At 61.5% G+C, this 23,724-nt stretch carries 18 protein-coding genes; 12 read left to right on the top strand and 6 right to left on the bottom strand.

Going from position 1 to position 23,724, the window contains the following annotated elements:
• The first annotated feature begins 25 nt into the window (after positions 1–25).
• Together ACMGGW_RS11155 and ACMGGW_RS11150 are read left to right on the top strand one after the other, a co-directional pair.
• Positions 26–1,324 carry a c-type cytochrome gene (locus ACMGGW_RS11155; protein ID WP_049295664.1) on the top strand — a complete coding sequence of 433 codons (1,299 nt, stop codon included), beginning with the start codon at positions 26–28 and terminating at the stop codon, positions 1,322–1,324.
• A 69-nt stretch (positions 1,325–1,393) separates the two neighbouring features.
• Entirely contained in the window at positions 1,394–1,999 is a 606-nt protein-coding gene (locus ACMGGW_RS11150; protein ID WP_025302894.1) for a nitroreductase family protein, read from the top strand.
• 209 nt (positions 2,000–2,208) lie between these two features.
• On the opposite strand, the gene ACMGGW_RS11145 is transcribed toward ACMGGW_RS11150, so the two are convergent.
• Positions 2,209–3,117 (bottom strand): EamA family transporter, encoded by a 909-nt coding sequence (locus tag ACMGGW_RS11145; protein WP_197831996.1) that lies wholly within the window; start codon positions 3,115–3,117, stop codon positions 2,209–2,211.
• 129 nt (positions 3,118–3,246) lie between these two features.
• Between ACMGGW_RS11145 and ACMGGW_RS11140 the strand changes: the two genes are divergently transcribed.
• Together ACMGGW_RS11140 and ACMGGW_RS11135 are read left to right on the top strand one after the other, a co-directional pair.
• Positions 3,247–3,816 carry a helix-turn-helix domain-containing protein gene (locus ACMGGW_RS11140; RefSeq protein ID WP_043143518.1) on the top strand — a complete coding sequence of 190 codons (570 nt, stop codon included), beginning with the start codon at positions 3,247–3,249 and terminating at the stop codon, positions 3,814–3,816.
• A gap of 123 nt (positions 3,817–3,939) precedes the next feature.
• The gene (locus ACMGGW_RS11135; protein ID WP_049295663.1) at positions 3,940–5,865 is read left to right on the top strand and encodes a DUF3857 domain-containing protein; all 1,926 of its coding nucleotides are present in this window, start codon (positions 3,940–3,942) and stop codon (positions 5,863–5,865) included.
• Between the two features lie 67 nt (positions 5,866–5,932).
• Here the strand turns inward: ACMGGW_RS11135 and ACMGGW_RS11130 are convergent, their stop codons facing one another.
• From ACMGGW_RS11130 to ACMGGW_RS11120, 3 genes are all read right to left on the bottom strand, one after another.
• Positions 5,933–8,227, bottom strand: a complete 2,295-nt coding sequence (locus tag ACMGGW_RS11130) for an FdhF/YdeP family oxidoreductase (protein ID WP_197781537.1) — start codon at positions 8,225–8,227, stop codon at positions 5,933–5,935.
• 206 nt (positions 8,228–8,433) lie between these two features.
• Positions 8,434–10,107, bottom strand: coding sequence for a gamma-glutamyltransferase (gene ggt / locus ACMGGW_RS11125; RefSeq protein WP_043143523.1), 1,674 nt, complete (start codon positions 10,105–10,107; stop codon positions 8,434–8,436).
• Between the two features lie 161 nt (positions 10,108–10,268).
• Entirely contained in the window at positions 10,269–11,132 is an 864-nt protein-coding gene (locus tag ACMGGW_RS11120) for a LysR substrate-binding domain-containing protein (RefSeq protein ID WP_197831995.1), read from the bottom strand.
• 143 nt (positions 11,133–11,275) lie between these two features.
• Here ACMGGW_RS11120 and ACMGGW_RS11115 point away from each other — a divergent pair, with 143 nt between their 5' ends.
• Both ACMGGW_RS11115 and ACMGGW_RS11110 read left to right on the top strand, forming a co-directional pair.
• Positions 11,276–12,415 (top strand): agmatine deiminase family protein, encoded by a 1,140-nt coding sequence (locus tag ACMGGW_RS11115; protein WP_164099681.1) that lies wholly within the window; start codon positions 11,276–11,278, stop codon positions 12,413–12,415.
• Positions 12,416–12,491: 76 nt separating this feature from the next.
• Positions 12,492–13,187, top strand: coding sequence for a class I SAM-dependent methyltransferase (locus ACMGGW_RS11110; RefSeq protein ID WP_167324322.1), 696 nt, complete (start codon positions 12,492–12,494; stop codon positions 13,185–13,187).
• On the opposite strand, the gene ACMGGW_RS11105 is transcribed toward ACMGGW_RS11110, so the two are convergent.
• Entirely contained in the window at positions 13,184–13,852 is a 669-nt protein-coding gene (locus ACMGGW_RS11105) for a TetR/AcrR family transcriptional regulator (RefSeq protein ID WP_197770310.1), read from the bottom strand. The genes ACMGGW_RS11110 and ACMGGW_RS11105 overlap by 4 nt on opposite strands.
• Before the next feature lie 82 nt (positions 13,853–13,934).
• Here ACMGGW_RS11105 and ACMGGW_RS11100 point away from each other — a divergent pair, with 82 nt between their 5' ends.
• From ACMGGW_RS11100 to ACMGGW_RS11080, 5 genes are all read left to right on the top strand, one after another.
• Complete coding sequence (locus ACMGGW_RS11100; protein ID WP_025302884.1) at positions 13,935–15,449, top strand: MDR family MFS transporter; 1,515 nt, start codon at positions 13,935–13,937, stop codon at positions 15,447–15,449.
• A gap of 129 nt (positions 15,450–15,578) precedes the next feature.
• Complete coding sequence (locus ACMGGW_RS11095) at positions 15,579–16,721, top strand: efflux RND transporter periplasmic adaptor subunit (RefSeq protein WP_025302883.1); 1,143 nt, start codon at positions 15,579–15,581, stop codon at positions 16,719–16,721.
• A 1-nt stretch (position 16,722) separates the two neighbouring features.
• The gene (locus ACMGGW_RS11090) at positions 16,723–19,860 is read left to right on the top strand and encodes an efflux RND transporter permease subunit (protein WP_197831994.1); all 3,138 of its coding nucleotides are present in this window, start codon (positions 16,723–16,725) and stop codon (positions 19,858–19,860) included.
• A gap of 1 nt (position 19,861) precedes the next feature.
• Positions 19,862–21,304, top strand: a complete 1,443-nt coding sequence (locus ACMGGW_RS11085) for an efflux transporter outer membrane subunit (protein WP_025302881.1) — start codon at positions 19,862–19,864, stop codon at positions 21,302–21,304.
• 155 nt (positions 21,305–21,459) lie between these two features.
• On the top strand, positions 21,460–21,813 hold the full coding sequence (locus ACMGGW_RS11080; protein WP_025302880.1) for a DUF1493 family protein: 354 nt from the start codon (positions 21,460–21,462) through the stop codon (positions 21,811–21,813).
• A gap of 7 nt (positions 21,814–21,820) precedes the next feature.
• Here ACMGGW_RS11080 and ACMGGW_RS11075 read toward each other — a convergent pair whose 3' ends face one another.
• Positions 21,821–22,390: a DJ-1/PfpI family protein gene (locus ACMGGW_RS11075; RefSeq protein ID WP_025302879.1), complete on the bottom strand. Its 570-nt coding sequence runs from the start codon at positions 22,388–22,390 to the stop codon at positions 21,821–21,823.
• A gap of 336 nt (positions 22,391–22,726) precedes the next feature.
• On the opposite strand from ACMGGW_RS11075, the gene ACMGGW_RS11070 reads away from it, so the two are divergent.
• A complete protein-coding gene (locus tag ACMGGW_RS11070; protein WP_197812600.1) occupies positions 22,727–23,716 on the top strand; it encodes a hypothetical protein in 990 nt (329 codons plus the stop codon).
• Positions 23,717–23,724: the final 8 nt, after the last annotated feature.

The raw sequence follows: 23,724 nt of genomic DNA, 5'->3' as shown, positions 1-23,724 counted from the left end.
CCCGTAACGAACAAGGACAGCAAAGATGAGTAAGATGAAAAAAATCGTCGGGTGGGGCGGCGTCACGGTGATCGCCGTTGTGGTGGCCGGCGTGGTCGCCAGTTGGCAGCCGGAAATCGCGCCACTCGCCGCCGATGCGACCCACCGTTTCAGCGAGGCGCAGATCGCGCGCGGCAAAACGCTGGCCGACCTCGGCGACTGCGCCGTGTGCCACACCCGTGCGGGTGGTGAGCGCAACACCGGCGGGCTGGCGATGGAGATCCCCTTCGGCACCATTTACACCACCAACATCACGCCGGACGTGGAAACCGGCATCGGCAGCTGGAGCTACGCGGCGTTCGAACGCGCCATGCGCCACGGCGTCGATCGCCAGGGCCGCTATCTCTATCCGGCGTTTCCCTATACCGCCTTTACCCGCACCCGCGACGAGGATCTGCAGGCGCTGTACGCCTACCTGATGTCACAGCCGGCGGTCAAATACCGGCCACCGGCCACCGATTTGCACTTTCCGTTCAATATTCGCCAGGGCATCTTTGCCTGGAACCTGCTGTTCCTGACGCCGGGCGCGATGCCGGAACAGGCGGCCCAAAGCGCCGACTGGAACCGCGGCGCGTACCTGGTCGAAGGGCTGGGGCACTGCAGCGCCTGCCATTCGCCGCGCAACGTGCTGTTCGGCGAGAAAACCGGCGGCGAGCACCTGGCCGGCGGCGTGGCGGAGGGATGGACGGCGCCGGCGTTGACCGGCCTCTCACCCGCGCCGCTCGCCTGGACGCAGCAGGATCTGGTCGATTTCATGCGCACCGGCTACTCGGCCAACCACGGCGTCGCCGCCGGCCCGATGGCGCCGGTGATCGAAGAAGGGCTGTCGCGCTTGCCGCAGGCCGATCTGCAGGCGATCGCCGTCTATCTGCGCAGCTATCATCCTGAAACGGCGGCGGGCGCTACGGCGGCAACGTTAAACGCTCAGGCGGAACGGCAGGTGGAGCCTCTGAGTTCGGAAGGGGCACGGCTGTTTTCCGGCGCCTGCATGGCTTGCCATGCGCAGGAAAAAGGCGCGCAGATGGCGGGGGTGCGGCCGTCTCTGGCGCTGAACACCAACCTGTTCGCCGATGCGCCGGACAACGCCATTCGTGTGGTGCTGGACGGCATACAGCGGCCGGCGAACGCCGAGCTGGGCTATATGCCGGGTTTTCGCCATAACCTGAATGACGCGCAGATCGCCATTCTGCTCAACTACCTGCGGCAGCATTACGCCGGTCAGGCGCCGTGGCCGGACTTGGCGGCGCAGGTCAGCCGTTTGCGCGCCGAAACCGCGCAGAAATAGCCGCCTGGGGCTGGACAGCCGCGCCGCGGTGACGACAATAGACCTTTTCACATGGACAGAGGCAGTAAAATGAATACGTTAGACGCAATCCGCCAACGCCGCGCCACCAAGCAGTTCGATACGCAGTACGTGATGACGCTCGAAGAGAAAAAAGCGCTGTTGAACATTGCGCTGCAGGGCGCACCCAGCGCGTTTAACCTGCAGCACTGGCGCCCGCTGCTGATCGAAGATCGCGCGCAGCGCGAGAAAATTCGCGAAGCGGCGTGGGGGCAGGCGCAGGTGACCGACGCATCGATGCTGGTCGTGCTGTGCGGCGATCTGTCGAGCTGGGAGTCACAGGTTAAAAACGTCTGGGCCGAGGCGGCGGAGCCGGTACAGCAGTTCATGATCCCGGCCGTCGATCAGTATTATCGCGGTAAGCCGCAGGTGCAGCGCGACGAAGTGATGCGCAGCAGCGGCATCTTCGCCCAGACGCTGATGCTGGCGGCCAAGGCGCAGGGCTACGACTCTTGCCCGATGGACGGATTTGATTTCGACGCGGTGGGTGAGATTATCAATAAGCCGGCGCACTATCAGATCGCGCTGATGGTCGCCATCGGCAAGGCGGCGGGGCAGCCTTATCCGCGCATCGGCAAACTGCCGTTCGACGACGTGGTGAAAACCGACCGTTTCTGATCTGAGCGGTGAATGACAAAAGGGAAGGCTTGCGCCTTCCCTTATTTTTTGGTGACGCACAGTTCGTTCCAGTAGCTGAAACGGATGCGCCGTTGCAGGCGGTGATGCCACATAGAAAACTCCTTCTACCCTACACGGTTTAAATAAATAGCACCGCGCCGGACACAAGGCGAATGCCTTATTGTGCATAGCTTGCCCGTCGGGCGGGATTAACCGATTTTACCGGCCCGGTGCGCGGCGAGCGTCCATCGCCAGCCGAAGTTCATGCCCGCTGCCGCGCCGAGAATGGCCAGCGTGCCCAGCAGCTGCAGCAGGCTGAGACGGTGCCCGAACACTGCCCCGAACACTGCCCAGTCCACCACGATCGCCACCGCCGGGTAGATAAACGACAGGGCGCCGACCAGGGCCGTGGGGATCTTCTGAATGGCGCCATAGAGCAACGTGGACATCAAACCGGTATGCACCAGGCCGAGGGTTGCCAGCAGCAGCCAGTCGATGGGGGCCGCAGGCGGCGTGGCCAGGCCGGCGAACGGTGCCAGTGCCAACGTGCCAACGGTCAGTTGAATCAACACGATGAGCTGCGGCGGCAACGCGGCCAGCCGTTTGACGATCGCCGCCGCAATGGCGTACATCAGGGCCGCACCGAGCGCCAGTACCACGCCGAGCAGGTAGTCATCGCCGCTGCCGCCGCTTTGCCGGCCGGCGACGATCAACACCATCCCCGCGAACGCCAGCAGAAGCCAGCCCAGCCGGTTAGCCGTTAGTTTTTCGCCGAACAGCAGCGCCCCCAGCGCCACCAACATAAACGGCTGAACATGGTAGGTCACGGTGGCGACAGCGATCGAAGCATGCTGATAGGCGGCAAACAATAGCGTCCAGTTGAGCACCAGCGCGATACCCCCGAGGGTGGCGACAGCCAGCTGCCGCCGGTTGATTGCGCCGGGTTTCAACTGCCCAAGCGCGGCGCAGGTCGCCAGCATGGCCAGCGCGCCGAACGCGCAGCGCCAAAACACCACCGTTGTGGGCGGCTGCCCTAAAACGAGTACCGGCCAACCGACGGTGCCTGAGATGGTCATGGCGAGGATCATTTGCACTGCGCCGCGCGTCTTTGTTTTCATGTTGTTGCCCTCGCTGCCTGACCGTACTTGTGGTGAAGCCGCTTAATCATTAAAATGAACAATTGGACATTATGATGAACACGCATGCGGCTGTTCGTCAAGTCGAACAAGCGGATGATATAGCGAACGATGAGCAATAACCTGATGCAGAACATTACGCCGATCGGCCTCTTGTCGGCGGCGATCCGCCGCGAGCGTGAGCGATTGAACCTGTCGGTGACCGAGCTGGCGAAGCGCGCGGGCATCGCCAAGTCCACGCTGTCGCAGCTCGAAGCCGGCAGCGGTAATCCCAGCCTGGAAACGCTGTGGGCGTTGGCGATGGCGCTGGACGTGCCGGTCAGCCGACTGATTTCGCAACCCAGCAGGCCGGTGCAAGTGATCCGCGCCCATGAGGGAACGCCGGCGCTGTCGGAGCAGGGCAACTACGCCGCCACGCTGCTGGCCACCTGCCCGCCGGGCGCGCAGCGCGACATTTACCGGCTGCGGGTGCAACCCGGAGAGGCGAAACTTTCCCGGCCACATCCCCCCGGCACCGTCGAGCATGTGATCATCAGCAGCGGGCGAGCGCGCCTCGGGCCGGCGGAGCAGCCGCTGGAGCTGAGCGCCGGCGATTACATCAGCTACTCCGCCGATCGCGAGCACGTTTTCGAAGCGCTGGAGCCGGAGACCACCGCCGTGATGTTGATAGAACAGGGTTAGCCCGGGCGTTGAAGGTCCGTTTATTGAAAATGATTCTCAATTATATTAGTGTGCCCGCCTGTTTTGACGCCGGGGCAGGCGCGTAGCCCGGCGTCGCCGTTTATTGCCCTTCAAGGACCGAAGATGAAAATCGCTATTCCTTCCCTGCTGTTATTCGCCGGTTTGACGGCAACGCACCCGGCCACCGTGTTGGCCGCTACACCGCCCGTCGCGGCGGATCAGGGCCAGAACGACACGGCCAACAACGATTTCAGCTTCGTGCGCTATCGCGCGGATTACCGCGTCAACGCCAACGCCACCAACGTGAAGACGGAAAGCTACGAAGTGCTGCTGAAGACCAAGGCGGCGGTCGAAAAATTCAGCCAGATCCGCCTGAGCTACAGCGAAAAAATGGAAACGCTGGAGGTGGTCGCCGCCTACACGCTGACTGCCGACGGCCAGCGGCACGACGTGGCGCCCGATCGCATCTATACCCAGGAGAGTTACTCCAGCGCCACGGCCCCGCTGTATGCCGACCGCAAAGTGCGCGTCATCGTGTTCTCCAACCTGGCGCCGGGCTCGCGGGTGGTGTATGAGCTGCGCCGCACGCAAAACACCCCGTATTTCCCCGACTATTTCGGCCTGTGGGAGACGTTCAGCGTTTTCGATCAGTTCGACGACGCCGAAGTGACCCTGCAGGCACCGGCCAAGCTGCCGATGCATATCTTCACGCGTGGCGTGGAAGGCGGGGACAAGCCGCAGATCCGCAACGGCCAAGCGCACTGGCGCTGGCATTATTCGCGCAGCGCGCCGATGAAATCACAAAACTGGGCAGCGGACAGCTGGACCTTCAGCCCGACCATCATGGCGAGCACCTACCGCGAGTGGCCGCAGTTGGCCAAGGCCTATCAGCTGAAGGCCGGTGCGGCGGCGAAGGTGACGCCGGGCATCCAGGCACTGGCAGACAACATCACCGCCGGCATCAGCGATCGGCGCGAGCAGGCGGAGGCCCTCTATCGCTGGGTGGCGCAAAACATTCGCTACGTGGCGGTGTATCTTGGCAACGGTGGGCTGGAGCCGAATTCGGCGCAGAGCATTCTCGACAACCACTACGGCGACTGTAAGGACCACGTGGTGATCCTGGAGGCGCTGCTCGCTGCCAAGGGTATTGAAAGCTCACCGGTGCTGATCGGTATGGATGAAGGCCCGTTACTGCCTAAAGTGCCGCTGCTCAGCCGCTTTAATCACGCCATCACCTATGTGCCGGAGTTCAAACTGTACCTGGACTCCACCAATCCCTGGGCGCGGTTCGGGCAACTGCCGCAAGGCGATCTGGGGGCGCCGGTGCTGCTGACGCGCGACGCCAAGCTGGCGCGCACGCCGGGCAGCGATGAGCAGCCGGTCAAGAGCGCGCTGAGCGTCGATTTCGTGTTTGACAAAGCGGGCAATCTGCACGGACAAACCGAGCGTCGGCTGAGCGAAGTGGAAGAAATTGACCTGCGGGGCTATTTCTCGCAGATCAACCGGCAGAACCGGGCGCAGGCCGAAGCGTCGATCATGTCAGCCTCCGGTATCGACGGCAGCGGCGAAATGGCGATGAACAGCGATCCGCTGGATCTCAAAAAACAGTTCGGTTACCGCTTCCGCTTCAAGGCGGACGACTACGTCGATTTCGGCGTGGTGGGCGGCATGACGCTACCTAATCCGCCCGGTGGCAAATCTTTCCGCACGCTGTATACCACCACGGCGGCACCGGACAACGAAACGCCGTTCTACTGCAGCGCGCAGCGCTACGACGAAACCTACCGTCTGCAGCTGCCGGCCAACGTGCCGATCATTGCCATTCCGCAAGACAGACAGTTCCGCAATGCGGCGGGCGACTATCGCGTGGCGTGGCGGCGCGACGGGCAGCAGGTGACCGTCAATCACCGCCTGCAGGTGAACGCCATTCGCGGCAAGGAAGCGCTGTGCCAGGCGCAGGATTACCCGGCGTTCCGCGAGCTGTTCCAGCAGGTGCGGCGCGGTTTCCGCGGCCAGGTGGTGTACGGCGAATTGGCCAACGGCAAATAAGCCGCGGCCCCGTAGTCGGATAAAAATGGCCCCCACTCAGATACCAGTGGGGGCCGTAGCGTTCCCACTAAGCGATCTTAACCGCGCGCACCTCTTTGGATCTCAACTTCACGCGGATCGGCACCGATTTATACGAAGGCGTGCCGCTTTCCTCATCGATGTAATGCAGCGGTACCAGCACGTTGGCCTCCGGGTAGTAGGCGCCGACCGAACCGGCTGAGATGTTGTAGGCGATCACCGTGATGCCTTCCAGGCGCTGGGTGCTGCCGGGCAGCGCCGTTTCCAGATCGACCACGTCGCCATGTTCCAGCCCCAAACGTTGCAGATCGCTGTCATTCATGAACAGCACGTCGCGCCGGCCGAAGACCCCGCGGTAACGGTCATCCAGGGCATAGATGGTGGTGTTGTACTGATCGTGGCTGCGCAGCGTTATGAGCCGCAGCGTGTCTTTGTCTGTCGTTATCTCGTCCTCATGCAGCCCGCTGAACACGGAAAACATCGCTTTGCCCGTCGCCGTCGGCCACTGGCGTTCGGTCGGCGGCAGCGGCATGCGGAAGCCGCCGGGTTGGCGAATACGCGCGTTGTAATCGTCGAAGCCGGGAATGGTTTTTTCGATCAGCTCGCGGATCACGTCGTAATCTTCGATCAGCTCATCCCAGGGCACCTTGCTGGCGGGCATCACCGCTTTGGCCATGCCGGCCACAATGGCGGGTTCCGAACGCAGCAGTTCCGACGCCGGTTTTAATTTGCCGGATGACGCATGCACCATCGACATCGAATCCTCCACCGTCACCGATTGCCGCCCGCCGGCCTGCATGTCCAGTTCGGTGCGGCCCAGGCAGGGCAGAATGAGGGTTTCTTTTGCCACCAACAGATGGCTGCGGTTGAGTTTGGTGCCGATATGCACGCTTAACTCCAGGGCTTTCATCGCCGGGAAGCTCTGCTCGGGGTCCGGCAATGCTACGGCGAAGTTGCCGCCCAGGCAGATCAACGCCTTCGAGGCACCATCGATCATCGCCTGCATGCATTTCACGGCATCGTGACCATGGGCTTTGGGCGGCGTGAAGCCAAACACCGTTTCCAGCTTTGCCAAAAAATCGGCCGACGGTTTTTCGGTGATGCCGACGGTGCGGTTGCCCTGCACATTGGAGTGGCCGCGCAGCGGGCAGATGCCGGCGCCCGGTTTGCCGATGTTGCCGCGTAGCAGCAGCAGATCGGCGATCAGGCGCACATTGGCCGTCCCTTTATTGTGCTGCGTAATGCCCATGCCGTAGGTCACGATGGTGGCGTTGGATTTCGCGTAGGCGGTGGCGACCCGTTCCAGGTCCTGGCGCGCCAGGCCGCTCTCCGCTTCGATAGCCTCCCAATGGGTGGCCGCCAGATCGGCGGCGAAAGCGGCAAAGCCTTGCGTGTGCTCGGCAATAAAGGCGTGATCCACGGCGTTGCCTTGTGTTTCATCCAGCTGCAGCAGCGCTTTGGCGATGCCTTTGAGCGCTGCGGCGTCGCCGCCGGCCTTGACCTGATAGTAGGTGGACGCGATAGGGGTCGAACTGTAGGTCGCCATTTCGATGACGTTTTGCGGATCGGTGAAACGCTCGAGCGCCCGCTCGCGCAGCGGGTTAAACACGATAATCGGCACCTTTTTACGCGCCAGTTCATGCAGCGTGCCCATCATGCGCGGGTGATTGGTGCCCGGATTGTGCCCGATGGAGATAATCAGCTCCGCGCTGTCAAAGTCGTCCAGCGACACGGTGCCTTTACCGATGCCGATCGACTGGGGCAGGCCAACGCTGGTCGGCTCATGGCACATGTTGGAACAGTCGGGGAAGTTATTGCTGCCGAACTCCCGCGCAAACAGCTGGAACAGATAGGCCGCCTCATTGGACGCCCGGCCGGAGGTATAAAACTCCACCTGCTCCGGCGGCAGCGTTTGCAAAACGGCGGCGATGCGTTGAAACGCCTCATCCCAGGCCAGCGGGCGCAAGGTGTCCGTCCCGGCGTCATAGCACAGAGGGGTTGTCAGGCGGCCATAGTCTTCCAACTGGTAATCGGTTTTCTGCAGCAGCGACGTTACGGTGTTCTGCGCCAGAAATTCGGGCGTCACGCGCTTGCTGGTCGCTTCCCAGGTCACGGCTTTGGCGCCGTTTTCACAGAACTGGAAGGTAGATCGATGTTCTTTATCCGGCCATGCGCACCCCGGACAATCAAAACCGTCGGGTTGATTGGTGCGCATCAGCGTCACCGGCGCTTCTAAGGTGTCCATCTGCGTGCGCACGGCGATGGCCGTCGCTTTTAGTGCGCCCCAACCGCCGGCGGGCCCATCGTAGGGATGCACCCCGGGTACTGCTCGTCTTTTCGCCATTGTTGATTGCCTCCGACATCGCTTACGATAAATGCAGGTGATTGATTTACTGAAAATATTATTTTTATCGTCCAAGATGGAACGCAAGCGCCGTCGCCGTTAAACGCGAGCCTGTCGATTCAGTATAGATGAGTGAAAAAGGGAGCAACGTCAGTCTGTGCGGGGAGAACGGCGGCCCGGCGTGGCTGAAGCGGGCCGCCGGCGCGTTACTTTTTCACCACCAGTCCGACGCCGCGGCCGCGCGGATCTGATGCGGTTTCCGGCGTGCGGCCATCGATGCGGATAGCCTGAATATCCCCCATGTTCCAGCCCTGGTCTTCGAGGGTGTAACCCATGGCCTTCAGCTCGTCTGCCGGTTTGCCGGTCAGCGGCGCAAAGCTGTCATAGTAGACGGTGTCCTTCGGCAACAGCTGATGGTGCACGCGCTGGGCGGCCACCGCCTGCGCCAGCGGCAGGTGGTAATCGTAGAGGTTGTTGATCACCTGGAAGATCGAGGTGAAGATGCGTGAACCGCCCGGGGTGCCGATCACCAGAGTGACGTCGCCGTCGCGGGTGATGATGGTCGGGCTCATCGAGGAGAGCATGCGCTTGCCCGGCTCGATGGCGTTGGCGTCGCTGCCCACCACGCCGAAGGCGTTGGCGACGCCGGGTTTGGCGCTGAAGTCGTCCATCTCGTCGTTAAGCAGGAAGCCGGCGCCTTTGACCACCACGCCGCTGCCGAAGTCCCAGTTGAGCGTATAGGTGTTGCTGACCGCGTTGCCGGCGGCATCGACGATCGAGAAGTGGGTGGTTTGGTGGGTTTCCAGCCCCGGCCGCACCTTTTCGGTCGGCGAGATCGCCGTCGGGTTGATCTCGGCGGCGCGTTTTTTCAGGTAGTCGGGGGCGATCAGCTGCGCTTCCGGCACCTGGGTGAAGTCCGGATCGCCGAGGTAGTCGGCGCGATCGGCGAACACGCGTTTTTCGATTTCCGCCAGCAGGTGGATGTAGCGCGCCGAGTTCAGCGGCACGCCCTTGAAGTCGGCGGCGCGATCTTCTTTGATCCCCAGCAGCTGCGCCAGCGCGATGCCGCCGGAGCTGGGCAGCGGGGCGGTATACACGGTGTTGCCGCGCCAGCTGATGCGCATCGGTTCACGCCATTTCACCCGATAGTCGGCCAAATCCGCCGCGCCGATCAGCCCGTTGTCGCGCTGCATTTGCGCCACCAGCAGGCGAGCGGTTTCGCCGTGATAAAAATCGTCGGCGCCCGATTTGGCGATGCGCTCAAGGGTGGCGGCCAGCTCCGGCTGCTTGAACACCGTGCCGGGCTTCATGGCGCCGAAATAGTCGCCGAAGTTGGTTTTACCGGCGAACAGCTTGTTGGCATCTTCGCGGTACTGATACTGCTGATCCGCCACGGTGAAACCTTGCCGGGCGTAACCGATCGCCGGCGTCAGCAGCTCGGCCCAGGGCAACTTGCCGAAGCGTTTATGCGCTTCCCACAATCCCAGCACGGTGCCCGGCACGCCGGCGGCGCGGCTGCCCACCAGGCTGAGATTCTCGATCACTTCGCCTTTCTCGTTCAGATACATAGTTTTGCCGGCGGCCTTGGGCGCCACTTCGCGGTAGTCGAGGAAATAGGGTTTGCCGTCGACGTACAGCGTCATAAAGCCGCCGCCGCCGATATTGCCGGCTTCAGGGTAGGTAACGGCCAGGGTAAAGGCGGTGGCGACCGCCGCATCGACCGCATTGCCGCCGGCCTGCAGAATGTGCGCGGCGACCTTGGCGCCATACTGATCCGGGGCGGCGACCGCGCCGGCGGTCAGTTCGGCGGCAAAGGCAGCGGGAACGGTGCAGGCAAGGGCCACGCTCAGAGCTATCGTTTTCAATAAACCGGCAGACATAGAAGATCCTTTTAGCGATGTTCAGTTATCAGGTGAATTCAACTAATGATTTTGAAACAGCAGGTTAGCGCGTTTTCTTCGGGCTGTTGCGACGCTTTATTGAAAGTAGCAGCGGGCAGGCGGGGCCGCCTGACCAGAGTAGCAAATCGTGACGTGGCGCGTTATGCGCCGGCGGGCAGCGCCGACTGCAGCCATTGGCAGAAGTGCCGGGCGAGCGGATTGTGTTCGCTGTCGCGGTGCAGCAGCCACGCCCAGTTGGCGCCGCGCACGCGTTGCTCGGTTAACGGTTGCAGCAGCCCGGCGTCGCGCGCGTGTTGCGCCAGCAATTGGCTGACCAACGCGATGCCGAGGCCATTGCAGGCGGCGTCCAGCAGCAGACCAGGATCGGAGAAGTTCAGCCCGCTGTCGCGCTGGCCGACGTGCGCGCCGCCCGCCACTGCCCAGTGGCTCCAATCCATCTCGCGTTCGCCGTGCAAGGTCACGCGCTGCTCCGGCGTCAACGCCAGCAGGCTGGGGTGGCAGGCGGGGTAGAGTCGGTCGGTACAGAGAACGTTAAAGGTGCAGTCCGCCTGCGCGCTGAGATCGTCACGGATCGCCAGATCGATGCTGTCCGTCGCCATATCCGGCGGTTCAAAGCTGGTGAACAGCCACAGATCGATCTGCGGATGCTGCCGATTGAAATCGCCCAGCCGCGGCGTCAGCCAGTGGCGGGCAAAGGCCGGGGTGGTGTTAACGCTCAGTTGGTTGGGTTTGCGGTACTGATCCAAACGGCGAATGCCGACGGCCAGCTGTTGCAGCATCACCTGTGCGGTGCTGAACAGATCGTGGCCGGCGTCGGTCAGCGCCACGCTGCGGCCGGTGCGGAAGAACAGCGGTTGCTCCAGAAACGCCTCGAGGCTGCGGATTTGCTGGCTGATCGCCGACTGAGTCAGGTGCAGCTCTTCGGCAGCCTGATGAAAACTGCCCAGGCGCGCCGCCGCTTCGAAACCGCGCAGGGCGCTCAAGGGGGGCCAGTGTTTTAACATTATCGATAAGCCTGTCTAATCAGATATCCGCTAAATATATCGTTTGTCGCGGTGGCAGGGGAAGACTAGCATGGGATTCAAGCGCCGGAGCGCAAGAAATCCGGCTAACAGTTTGAATTTAAATCAATTTAAAGAGGCTATTTATGTCAACTCGTCGCACCTTTATCAAGCAGCTTTCGGCGGTGGCCGGTGTGAGCTTGACGGCATCATTGGGCATCCCGTTACGCGGTCACGCGAAAGCTGCGCTTAATCCGGCCTGGCGGATGCCCGACGAAGGGGAACCGCAACAGCGGGCGTTTCTCGCTTTCGGCGCGCAGCGTGCGATTTGGGGCGGGTTCACCGCGGACGTGCAGGCAGCGCAGGGGCGTATCGCCCGCGCCATCGCCGACTTTCAGCCGTTGACGGTTTTTTGCCGCGGCAATGAACGGCAATTGGCTGAGGCCACCTGCGGCAGTCACAACGTCAGCTATGTTGTCACTGAGCTGGATGATATCTGGATGCGCGACATCGGCGCCAATTTCGTCGTCAATGACGCCGGCGAACTGGGCGCGGTGGATTTCAACTTCAACGGCTGGGGCGATAAGCAGCAACATGCCAGGGATGCGCGTCTGGCAGGGTTTGTCGCCAGGCGATACGGCGTCGCTCAACCGCGCCGCAGCGCGCTGGTAGGCGAAGGCGGCGGCATCGAAGTGGATGGGCACGGCACCGGCATCATGACCGAGAGCAGTTGGGTGAATGCGAACCGCAACCCGGGCTGGAGCCGAGACCGGGTTGAGCAAGAGCTGAAGGCGATGCTCGGCCTGCGCAAAATTATCTGGCTGCCGGGTATTAAAGGCCGGGACATCACCGATGCCCACGTCGATTTTTATGCCCGTTTCGTGCGGCCTGGCGTGGTGGTGGCCAACCTGGATACCGATCCGGCCTCTTATGATCATGCGGTTACCCAAGCGCATCTGGCGATCCTCAAAGCAGCGACCGACGCCGACGGCCGCACGCTGCAGGTACATACGCTTTCGCCGCCGCGGGCACCGCGCGAAAGCCGATTCAGTCGCCGCAACCCCGATTTCGCGGCGGGCTACATCAACTATTTCGTCATCAACGGCGCGGTGATCGCCCCGGAGTTTGGCGACCTGCAGGCGGACAAGGCGGCGTTTGAACTGCTGTCGGCGCTCTATCCGCAGCGCAAGGTGGTGCAGCTGGAGATCGACGCCATCGCCGCCGGCGGCGGCGGCATTCACTGCGTGACCAGCCAATTGCCGGTGCATGGCAAGCCAGACCAGTGAATGTTCAAAAAATGCGCACGCGGTTGTTTGTCGCCATAGGGTGTGATTGGCTGAGTGGAAACATAAGGAGGCCATAATGAACGACTCACCCTTGAGCATTCCCACCTGGTATCGCGATCCGCACGCAGAACAGGCCATGGCCGAAGGCCATGCGCCCATCTGGCGGCATCTGCTGAGCCTGGTGCCGGAACACGAATTGTCCGGCGTCAAGGTACTGGACTTCGGCTGCAATCAGGGCGGTTTTCTGCGTCTGTTGCACCAAATCCGGCCATTTCGTGAAGGGCTCGGCGTTGATATCGCCCGCCAATCCGTCGAACACGCCAACCGCCTGAAAGGAAACCTGCCGATCGGTTATCAAACCGACACGCGGTTGACGGGTTATGAGAACCACTTCGATATCGCCTTCAGTCATGAAGTCATCTACCTGATCGAAGATATCGCGCAGCATGCCGCCGATATGCTGCGGGTGCTGAAGCCGGGTGGCGTTTATTATGCGGTGACCGGTTGCCACACCGACAACCCGCTGTGGCCGCAATGGCGCGAAAGGGTGGCTGAACAGACGCATACCGTGGTGCAGGATCGCGCTCTGGACGACTATGCGCGCATTTTCTCCGCCGCGGGATTCCAGGTCTCTGCCCGCCGGCTGGGCTTTTCCGGCTTCGTGCCCTATGAGCCGGACGGCTGGATGCCGAATATCGCGGCGGCGATCGACTACTATTGGCACACCAAAACGGTGTTTAGACTGGTTAAACCCCCAGTGCCGGTGAGTTAACGCGCCGGGCCGATGCCGTAGCGCAGCAGGGCAATGGCGTGGCGGGCGATATCCTCGGCGTTTAGCTGGCCTTTATCCCGTTCGCGCCGCCATTTGGGTGCGGTGGCCAGCGGCAGCAGCGTGATGCCGAACAGCGTAAAGAACAGCAGGGCAGGCTCGAGATCGGAATTGAGTTTACCCTGCGCCTGCCAGCGTGCGATGGCTTGCAACGCGATCTGATGGCGTTCATTACCGAATCGTTCATCCATTCTCTGTTTCAATACGCCACTTTCACTCATGACCTCCCGCAGCCACAGCGGGGCGAACCAAGGGTGTTCCAACGCGATGTCGATAAAACGTTGCGCTAGCTGGGTGAACGCGGTGACGGGATCGTCCGCGTTGGCGTCGAACACCTCGCCGGCCATCTTGCGCACTGGCAGAAAGCGCTCTTCGATCAGCACGTCCAGCAACTGTTCCCGGTTATGAAAGTAGTAGTGCAGCATGGCCGGGGTGACGTTTGCTTCGCGCGCAATGGCATTCAATGAGGTGTCTACGATCCCCTGGCGGGCAAACAGGTTCAGCGCGGTATCAAGCAAATGCTCGCGTTTGTCCGCCCCTTTGGCACCGCCGCTCGGCCGGCCGGGGCGGCGAGGCTTGGCGGGAGTTTGAACGTTTCGTGCTGTCATCGCGATAAGATCCATTGACCGGAAAAAAGGATGACTCATATATTAATTATGCGATTAATTAATTACAAGTGAACTGACTCCGATGACGATTGAAAACCCGACAATCCGGCCCGATCACGGCGGGGCGCCTGCCAAGGCGCCTTCGCTCCCGTTGCTGTTTTCCGCGTTGCTGCTGGTGATGCTACTGGCGGCGCTGGATCAAACCATTGTCTCCACCGCGTTGCCGACCATCGTCGGCGAGTTTGGTGGTCTTGAGAAACTGTCCTGGGTGGTGACAGCCTATCTGCTGTCTTCCACTATTGTGGTGCCGCTGTACGGCAAATTCGGCGATCTTTTCGGCCGCAAGATTGTGCTGCAAATCGCTATTTTGCTGTTTTTGCTTGGGTCGGTACTGTGTGGGCTAGCGCAAAACATGACACAGCTGATTATGATGCGCGCGCTGCAAGGGTTGGGCGGCGGCGGGCTGTTGGTGGTCACTTTGGCGGTGGTCGGCGACGTGATCCCGCCGGCGGAACGCGGCCGTTATCAGGGGCTGTTCGGTGGGGTATTCGGCCTGGCCACGGTGGTGGGGCCGTTGATCGGCGGCTTACTGGTGCAGCATTTTTCCTGGCGCTGGATTTTCTACATCAATCTGCCGCTGGGCCTGTTCGCCCTGCTGGTGATTGGCGCGGTGTTTCAGTCGCAGGTTAATCGAGTGCGACATGAAATCGACTTCCTCGGCGCCGGTTACCTGGCGATGGCGCTCACCTGTATCATCCTGTTCACCAGCCAGGGCGGCACGGTAATGGCCTGGTCGGACGGCCAGCTGTGGTGCATTCTGGCCTTTGGCCTGGTGTCGCTGGGCGGCTTTATCTATGAGGAACGTCTGGCCGGTGAACCGATCATTCCCCTCGGGCTGTTTCGCAACCGCACCTTCGTGCTGTGCGGCCTGATCGGCTTTATCGTCGGCATGTCGCTGTTCGGCTCCGTAACTTTCCTGCCGCTGTATCTGCAGGTGGTAAAAGGCTCGACGCCATCGCAGGCCGGGATGCAGCTGCTGCCGTTGATGGGCGGCCTTATGGTCAGCTCGATCATCAGCGGGCGGATCATCAGCAAACGCGGTAAATATCGCCTGTTCCCGATCGTCGGTACCCTGTGTGCGCTGGGGGCGATGACGCTGCTCGGCACCCTGACCAATAACACGCCGGTGCAACAACTGTATCTGTACCTTTGCCTGCTGGGATTGGGGCTGGGCATGGTGATGCAAGTGATGATTTTGGCGGCGCAAAACAGCGTGGAGCCCCGACATATCGGGGTCGCGACGTCCAGCGCCACGCTGTTCCGCTCTATCGGCGGTTCGATAGGCGTGGCGGTGTTCGGGGCAATTTTCACGCAGGTGTTGCATACCCGTTTGGTGGCGCTGTTGCCGGAAGGCGCGCAGCTGCCGCGCTCGCTCGGCGCAGAAGCGGTGCACCATTTGCCGGCGGCGCTGCAGCAGGATTACCTGCAGGCCTTCGGCGGGGCGATCCATTCGGTGTATCAAATTGCCGCCGGGGTGATGGCGCTGGCTTTTGCGCTGACCTGGCTCTTGAAAGACGTGCCGCTGCGGCACAAATAATCCCGATACCGGCCGCTCCGGCCGGCTCAGCCCGACGGACTTTTACCGAATCCTTACGCAACCCTTTCAGAAGCGAATGTCTGCATTCGATATATTGAGAATAGTCATTCTCAATGGGATCGTATTGCAATGCAGAGAAAAACGCTTTTGGTGCTTGGGCTGTCGCTGTTGCTGTCCGCCTGCGATGGGCAAAACGCCGGTGCGCCGACGGGCGCAGGCGGTGAGCAGGAGGTCGGCGTCGTCACGCTGCGCGGCCAGTCAGTGACCCTGAGCAGCGAGTTGACCGGCCGGGTCAACGCCACCATGACTTCCGACGTGCGGCCGCAGGTCGACGGCATCATCAAGCAGCGGCTGTTCACCGAAGGGGCCGAGGTGAAAGCCGGGCAGGTATTGTACCAAATTGACCCCGCCAGCTATCAGGCCAGCTACGATCAGGCCGCCGCCCAGCTGAAAAACGCCCAGGCCACGGTGCAATCCACCCGGCTCAAATCACAGCGCTATGCGGCGCTGGTGAAAGAGAACGGCGTTTCTCAGCAGGATGCGGACGATGCCAAAGCCGCCTATTTGGCGGCCGTGGCGTCGGTGGCCCAGTATCAGGCAGCGCTGGAGACGGCGCGCATCAACCTCGCCTATACCCAGGTGCGGGCACCGATCGCCGGCCGCATCGGCATCTCATCGGTGACGCCGGGCGCGCTGGTCACCGCCAGCCAGACCGATGCGTTGGCCACCATCCGCGCGTTGGATCCGATCTATGTCGATCTGACCCAGTCCAGCGCCCAGTTGCTTAAACTGCGCCGTCAGCAGGCCGCTTTGCAGCGCGGTGCGGTCACGCCGGTCGCCATCAAGCTGGAGGACGGCACGCCTTATGCCCACGCCGGCAAGCTGGAGTTGACCGAGGTGGCGGTGGATGAGGCCACCGGTTCGGTCACGCTGCGTGCGGTGTTCCCCAACCCCGAGCATGAGCTGCTGCCCGGCATGTACGTCCACGCCACGGTGGATAACGGCGTCGATCCCAAAGCCATTCTGGCGCCGCAGCAGGGCATCACCCGCAACGCCAAAGGGGAAGCCACCGCGTTGGTGGTGGACGAGCAAAACAACGTGGCGCAGCGCACCGTCAGCGCCGAACGGGTGGTGGGCAGCAACTGGCTGATCGGCAGCGGGCTGAACGAAGGCGATCGCCTGATCGTCGAAGGCACCGGCAAGGTCACGATCGGCGCCGCGGTGAAGCCGGTTGAGGTTTCAGTCGACAAAACCCAACGCGGGGAGCAGTGATATGGCGCAGTTCTTTATCCGGCGGCCGGTATTCGCCTGGGTGATTGCCATCATCATCATGCTGTGCGGCCTGATGTCGATCAATTCATTGCCCGTCTCGCAGTACCCGGATGTCTCACCGCCGCAGATTTCCATCTCCGCCACTTACCCGGGCGCGGACGCGGAAACGCTGGAAAACAGCGTCACGCAGGTGATTGAGCAGCAGCTCACCGGCCTGGACGGCCTGCTGTATTTCTCTTCGACCAGCAGCTCCAGCGGCTCGGTCAGCATCAACGTCACCTTTGATCAGGGCACCGATCCGGATATCGCTCAGGTGCAGGTGCAAAACAAGGTGCAGCAGGCGGAAAGCCGTTTGCCGAGCGCGGTCACTGCGCAGGGCGTGACGGTCAAGAAATCCCAGAGCAGCTTCCTGCTGATCGTCGGGCTGTATGACGAAAGCGACAAGGCGACAATGGCCGATATCTCCGACTATCTGGTCAGCAACCTGCAGGATCCGCTGTCGCGCATTGCGGGCGTGGGGGACGTGCAGGTGTTCGGCTCGGAATATGCGATGCGTATCTGGCTGGATCCGACCAAGCTGGCGAGCTATGCGCTGATGCCTTCCGACGTGCAGACGGCGATCGAAGCGCAAAACACCCAGGTGTCTGCCGGCAAGATCGGCGATCTACCGGCTGCCGCCGATCAGCAGCTGACCGCCACGGTAAAGGCGCAGTCGCGGCTGCAAACGCCGGAACAGTTTCGCAATATCATCCTGAAAAGCGACAGCAGCGGCGCGCTGGTGCGGCTGGGTGACGTGGCACGGGTTGAGCTGGGCAACGAAGACTACTCCGCCAGCGCGCACCTCAATGGCCACCCGGCGGCGGGGATCGCGGTCAAGCTGGCGGCGGGCGCCAACGCCCTGAGCACCGCCAAACTGGTTAAGGCCAAGGTGGCGGAATACCAAAGCGCGATGCCGCAGGGCTACAAGGTGGCCTACCCGAAAGACAGCACCGACTTCATCAACATCTCGATCGAGGAGGTGGTGAAAACGCTGTTTGAAGCGGTGGTGTTAGTGGTGGTGGTGATGTTCGTGTTCCTGCAAAACCTGCGCACCACGCTGATCCCGACCATCACCGTGCCGGTGGTGTTGCTGGGCACCTTCGGCGTGCTGGCGGCGTTCGGCTATTCGATCAATACCCTGACGCTGTTCGGCATGGTGCTTGCGATCGGGCTGTTGGTGGACGACGCCATCGTGGTGGTGGAAAACGTCGAACGCGTGATGCGTGAAGATAAACTGCCGCCGCGCGAGGCGACGGAGAAATCGATGCGCGAGATCACCGGCGCGCTGGTCGGCATCGCACTGGTGCTGTCGGCGGTGTTTCTGCCGATGGCGTTCTTCGGCGGTTCCACCGGGGTGATCTACCGCCAGTTTTCGATCACCGTCGTCTCCTCGATGGTGCTGTCGGTGGTGCTGGCGTTGACGCTGGCGCCGGCGCTGTGCGCCACATTGCTGAAATCGACGCATGAAGAACAGACCGACAAAGGGCTGCTGGGTAAATTCAACCGCGGTTATAACCGTCTGCAGGAGAAGTACGCCGACAAGGTCGGCGCAGTGATCCACCGGCCGACGCGCTATCTGCTGCTGTACGGTCTGCTGTTGATCGCCGCGGCCGTGATGTACCTGCGTTTGCCGACCGGCTTTCTGCCCAACGAGGATCAGGGTTCGGTGATGGTGCAGTACACCTTGCCGGCCGGCGCCACCAACGCGCGCACCTCGGCGGTGAGCGAGGCGGTGACCGCCTATTTCCTCGGCCAGGAAAAGGCCAACGTCAGCACCATTTTCACCATCAACGGTTTCGGCTTCAGCGGCAGCGGGCAAAACGCCGGCATGGCGTTCGTCAGCCTCAAGGACTGGAGCCAACGCAGCGGCAGCGAAAACACCGCCGACGCCATCGCCAAACGCGCCATGGCGCACTTCGCCTCGCTGCGCGACGCCCAGGTCTTCTCCATGAGCCCACCGGCGATCGACGGTTTCGGCCAGTCCGACGGCTTCACCTTCGAGCTGCAGGCCAAAGGAGCGACCACCCGCGCCGAGCTACAGGCGATGCGCGACCAGATCGTCGCCGCCGCCGGCAACAATCCGACATTGCTGGCGGTGCGCGCCAACACCTTGCCGGACACCCCACAGCTGCAGGTGGAGATCGACAACGGCAAGCTGCAGGCGCTCGGCTTGAGCGCCGGCGACGTCAACAGCACACTCAGCAGCGCGTTCGGCAGCACCTACGTCAACGACTTTATCGACCGCAACCGAGTGAAAAAGGTCTATATGCAGGGCGACGTAGAGTATCGCGCCAAGCCGGAAGACCTCGACCGCTGGTTTGTGCGCGGCACCAATGCGTCGGGCGCCAGCAGCATGACGCCGTTCTCCGCCTTTGCGTCTTCGCACTGGATCTACGGGCCGGAGAACCTGTCGCGCTATAACGGGCTGTCGTCGTTCGAGATCACCGGGCAGGGCGCCGCCGGCGTCAGCTCCGGTACGGCGATGAGCGAGATGGAGAAACTGGCGGCGAAATACTCCGCCGGCAACAGCTATTCCTGGAGCGGGCTGTCCTATCAGGAACGGCTGACCAGCGGCCAGGCGTCGTCGCTGTACGCCATTTCGCTCATCGTGGTGTTCCTGTGCCTGGCGGCGCTGTATGAGAGCTGGTCGATTCCATTCGCGGTGATGTTGGTGGTGCCGATGGGTGTGGTGGGCTCGCTGCTGGCGATCACGCTGCGCGGGCTGGAAAACGACATCTACTTCCAAGTGGCGCTGCTCACCATCATCGGCCTGTCGGCGAAGAACGCCATTTTGATCGTCGAGTTCGCCGAGGAGATGCACCAGCGGGGGGAAACGCTGATTGGCGCGGCGGTCCACGCGGCACGCATGCGCCTGCGGCCGATCCTGATGACCTCGCTGGCGTTCACCGCCGGGGTGCTGCCGCTGGCGGTATCCAGCGGCGCCGGCGCCAACAGCCGAATCGCCATCGGTACCGGCATTATCGGCGGTACGATCACCGCCACCGCATTGGCCATCTTTTTCGTACCGCTGTTTTATGTGTTGGTGCGCCGCATGTTTACCCGCCGGCCCACCAACTCGCCGTCTCAGGCAGGAGAATAACGTGTTGCAACGAGTCATGATGTTAACTTTACCGCTGCTGCTGAGCGGGTGTCTGTCGCTGGATCCACACTACCAGCGCCCAGCGGCGCCGGTGCCCGCCAACCTGCCGCAGGGCGAGGCCGCCGGCAAGCAGGCGTTGAGCTACCCGGACGTCGCCTGGCGCGACTATGTGCAGGACGCCAGGCTGCGGCAGGTGGTGGCGCTGGGGCTGGACAGCAGCCGCGATCTGCGCGAGGCGATCGCCAATATCGCCTCGGCGCGCGCCCTGTACGGTGAGCAGCGCTCGGCGCTGTTCCCGACGATCAACGCCACCGCCGACGGCAGCCGCGGGCGTTCGCTGACCGGTAGCGGCAATGCCACCGCCATCAGTCAGAGTTATGAAGCGCAGGCCGGCGTCAGCGCGTTCGAGCTGGATCTGTTCGGCAAAAACGCCAGCCTGTCGCGCGCGGCGTTCGAAACCTATCTGGCCAATTCGGAGGCGGCGAAAAGTACTCGCCTGACGCTGATCGCCGATATCGTCACCGACTGGGTGGCGGTGGCGGCCGAGCGCAGCAATCTGGCGGTGGCGCAGCAGACGATGGAAAGCGCCAAACGTTCGCTGGACGTGACGCGTAAGAACCAGCAGCACGGCATTGCGTCGCTGGTTGACGTGGCGTCGGCGGAGACCGTTTATCAACAGGCGCGATCGGACGCCGCCAGCTATGCGACCAGCGCCGCGCAGGCGAAAAACGCGCTGGATTTGGCGGTGGGGCAAAGCGTGCCGGAAAATCTGCTGCCGAGCGGTATCGATGGGCTCGGCGAAATCATGCGCAATCTGCCGGCTGGGGTGTCTTCGCAGGTGCTGCTGACGCGGCCGGACGTGCTGCAGGCTGAGCATAACCTGAAATCCGCCAACGCCAACATCGGCTCGGCGCGGGCGGCGTTTTTCCCGTCGATCAGCCTGACCGCCAGCGGCGGCGTGGGCAGCGGTGAACTCTCGTCGCTGTTCAGCCACGGCGCGGGCGTCTGGTCGTTCGCCCCGAGCATCAGCCTGCCGATCTTCAGCGGTGGCTATAACACGTCGCAACTGAACTACAGCAAAGCGCAGAGAGATCTGTATGTCGCCACCTATGAGAAAGCGGTGCAGACTGCATTTCAGGAAACCGCCGACGCGTTGGCGCGTAAAGCGACTCTGCAGGAACAGCTGGCGGCGCAAACCGGCTATGTGGCGGCGGCGCAGCAATATTATCGCCTGGCCGAGTTGCGTTACCGCCAGGGCGTGGACAGCTACCTGACGCTGCTGGACGCGCAGCGCACGCTGTACACGGCGCAGCAGTCGCTGATCGCCGCGCAGCAGACCGCGTACGACAATCAGGCCACCCTGTATAAAGTGTTGGGCGGCGGCATTGCCGCCGAGCGGCAGGGGGACGGCGTCATCGCCGACAAGACGACGCTCAGCCGCTAACCATCGACCGCGCGCGCCAGAAGTGTGGCTGCGCGCGGTTTTTTATGGAAAGTGTAAAGAAACAGAAAACCCGCGCGGCGGCCCGAACTCGCCGCGGCGAGCAGAGTCAGACAGAGAACCGCATTCATCTTTATTCATACCGGCTTGAGGTCGTCATGGCAGAAGACATTCAGCAACAGGTCATCGCGCTTATCGCCGCATTCAACGCGCCAGGGCGGCAGAAGAAGGGCGTGGTCATCACCCCGGAAACCGAGATCAACACCGCGCTCAGTCTGTCGTTCAGCGACTCCAACACGCTGATGCGCCGCTACTTCGATACCTTCGGCGTCGACAGCAGCAATTACAACCACGAGCTGTATTTCCAGCCGCCGGCCAACACCGGGCGCTGGTTTTCCCCCTCCGCCTGCAAAGAACACCCCCGGCCGCTGTGCGTGTCGATGCTGGTACGCTCCGCACGCGCCAAACGCTGGCTGTACGACATCCACTTCCTGATCGAGCAGCTCCGCTAGTACCGCATTACTGCTCCAATACCTCGGCGAATTTCGCCAGCCACTGCGGATGCGCCGGCCAGGCCGGGGCGGTGACCAGATTGCCGTCGACGTGGGCCTGATCGATGCCGATCTCCGCATAATGGCCGCCGCCGAGTCGCACCTCCGGGGCGCAAGCCGGGTAGGCGCTGCAGGTGCGGCCCTTCAACACCCCGGCCGCTGCCAGCAGCTGCGGGCCGTGGCAAACGGCGGCGATCGGTTTTTTCGCGGCGTCAAACGCCTGCACCAGCGCGATCACCTCGGGGTTCAGACGCAGGTATTCGGGCGCCCGACCGCCGGGGATCAAGAGCGCGTCATAGTGTTCTTCTTTGGCGGCGGCAAAGTCGGCGTTCAGGGTGAAACGATGACCGGGTTTCTCGCTGTAGGTCTGTGCGCCGTCAAAGTCGTGGATCGCGGTCTGGATGTAGTCGCCGACGGCTTTGCCGGGGCACACGGCGTCCACCCAATGGCCAAGCATTTGCAATGCCTGAAACGGCACCATGGTTTCGTAATCTTCGGCGTAGTCGCCGACCAGCATCAGGATTTTTTTCTTGCTCATGATCACAACTCCTGCAGGAGGGGGAATGCCTAAGGTATAGCCCAGCCCCCCTGGGAATGCGAACCGCAAAGTGCTGTGGAATACACGATTAAAAAGCATAAAATTGAGTTGACTTTCTTGGTAAGAATAAAGGTCATAATTATCTTGGCGGCCTAATCAGTAATGAATTTGATTTTCGTTTGTTTCCTATGGTAGAAAAACGGCTCCCCACTAAAATGGTAGAGAAATCTGTTAGCACGCTTCATACGAATACTTCAGAGTTCTGTGATTATGACCATTGCGTAATAATGGAAAGCACTTGTTTAATTTTTTTTATTATTTTGAAGGAACAAAAAAATGCCTATTTTAAATCGCTGTGCCACAGCCTGCGCACTGGCGCTGGGCCTGCTGGGGAGCTCGGTTGCAGCACACGCTGGGGAACAAGAGGAACTCACCCAAAAACTCGATGAGTCGGTAATGACGTATGCTTACTCTAAGAGTAGTAGCGATATGGACACCATTAATGAACTGATAAAAAATGGCGCTCACCCTACTATTCAAACGTTATGGTATGCCGCCTATTACAAACAGCCGGCGCTGCTCGATCGTTTTCTTGATATGTCGGTGAATGTGAATCAAGCCATCAGTGACAATGGAGAAACCGTATTGTTGTCAGCGTTGGGAAATACCGACAAGTCTGAATTATCCGATGATGACCTTCACATTTTACAGAGCTTGCTAAAAGCAGGTGCCAATACCAACGTCATTGCGCAAGGGGGGACTAATACACCACTTATTGCCGCCGCCCAAAGCCAAGGAGCCGCGCCCGCGCTGGTGAAACTGTTGCTGCAATTTGGTGCGGATGCCAAGCAGGTTACCCCGCAAGGATTCTCACCGATAATGGGGGAAGGGGCGGCTAATCTGGAGGTCATCAAACTGCTGGTAGCCGCCGGAACAGACCCTTATGGCGTCAGCAAGGTAGGATCAACGCCTTTACACTTTGTTTGCACGCGGGACTCTTCCCAGGACGGCCAGCCGGACCCGCAAGCGGCACAGCGTATCGCCTTGTTGCATAAACCCGGAACCTCTATCGATGCTCAACCGCCCCAGCAACAGGCCTGGCCTGTTGGCACACCACTGCTGGAAAGCCTGACCAGCAATAATCCTGACTGCGTCAAGGCGTTGTTGGCTGCGGGTGCCGATAAAGATGCGCTGGCTTTCCCGGCAGAGTATGTGGCAGCAGATCCAAGCGTAAAAGGTAAAACGGTTCGTCAGAATATACTCGGGTCGGCAGAAAAATATCCCGACCTGTATTCGCCAGAAATCGTGGCCTTGTTTCAAAAATAGGTGAAACG

It is taken from the genome of Serratia sp. BNK-4 (genome assembly GCF_048685115.1).
In the GTDB taxonomy this organism is placed as follows: domain Bacteria; phylum Pseudomonadota; class Gammaproteobacteria; order Enterobacterales; family Enterobacteriaceae; genus Serratia; species Serratia bockelmannii.
This window is presented reverse-complemented; position numbering and strand designations above follow the sequence as displayed.

Bases quoted from the DNA above. Each gene is read 5' to 3' on its own strand.
- ACMGGW_RS11155 (WP_049295664.1), top strand. From the start codon at position 26: ATGAGTAAGATGAAAAAAATCGTCGGGTGGGGCGGCGTCACGGTGATC.
- ACMGGW_RS11150 (WP_025302894.1), top strand. From the start codon at position 1,394: ATGAATACGTTAGACGCAATCCGCCAACGCCGCGCCACCAAGCAGTTC.
- ACMGGW_RS11145 (WP_197831996.1), bottom strand. From the start codon at position 3,117: ATGAAAACAAAGACGCGCGGCGCAGTGCAAATGATCCTCGCCATGACC.
- ACMGGW_RS11140 (WP_043143518.1), top strand. From the start codon at position 3,247: ATGAGCAATAACCTGATGCAGAACATTACGCCGATCGGCCTCTTGTCG.
- ACMGGW_RS11135 (WP_049295663.1), top strand. From the start codon at position 3,940: ATGAAAATCGCTATTCCTTCCCTGCTGTTATTCGCCGGTTTGACGGCA.
- ACMGGW_RS11130 (WP_197781537.1), bottom strand. From the start codon at position 8,227: ATGGCGAAAAGACGAGCAGTACCCGGGGTGCATCCCTACGATGGGCCC.
- ggt (WP_043143523.1), bottom strand. From the start codon at position 10,107: ATGTCTGCCGGTTTATTGAAAACGATAGCTCTGAGCGTGGCCCTTGCC.
- ACMGGW_RS11120 (WP_197831995.1), bottom strand. From the start codon at position 11,132: ATGTTAAAACACTGGCCCCCCTTGAGCGCCCTGCGCGGTTTCGAAGCG.
- ACMGGW_RS11115 (WP_164099681.1), top strand. From the start codon at position 11,276: ATGTCAACTCGTCGCACCTTTATCAAGCAGCTTTCGGCGGTGGCCGGT.
- ACMGGW_RS11110 (WP_167324322.1), top strand. From the start codon at position 12,492: ATGAACGACTCACCCTTGAGCATTCCCACCTGGTATCGCGATCCGCAC.
- ACMGGW_RS11105 (WP_197770310.1), bottom strand. From the start codon at position 13,852: ATGACAGCACGAAACGTTCAAACTCCCGCCAAGCCTCGCCGCCCCGGC.
- ACMGGW_RS11100 (WP_025302884.1), top strand. From the start codon at position 13,935: ATGACGATTGAAAACCCGACAATCCGGCCCGATCACGGCGGGGCGCCT.
- ACMGGW_RS11095 (WP_025302883.1), top strand. From the start codon at position 15,579: ATGCAGAGAAAAACGCTTTTGGTGCTTGGGCTGTCGCTGTTGCTGTCC.
- ACMGGW_RS11090 (WP_197831994.1), top strand. From the start codon at position 16,723: ATGGCGCAGTTCTTTATCCGGCGGCCGGTATTCGCCTGGGTGATTGCC.
- ACMGGW_RS11080 (WP_025302880.1), top strand. From the start codon at position 21,460: ATGGCAGAAGACATTCAGCAACAGGTCATCGCGCTTATCGCCGCATTC.
- ACMGGW_RS11075 (WP_025302879.1), bottom strand. From the start codon at position 22,390: ATGAGCAAGAAAAAAATCCTGATGCTGGTCGGCGACTACGCCGAAGAT.
- ACMGGW_RS11070 (WP_197812600.1), top strand. From the start codon at position 22,727: ATGCCTATTTTAAATCGCTGTGCCACAGCCTGCGCACTGGCGCTGGGC.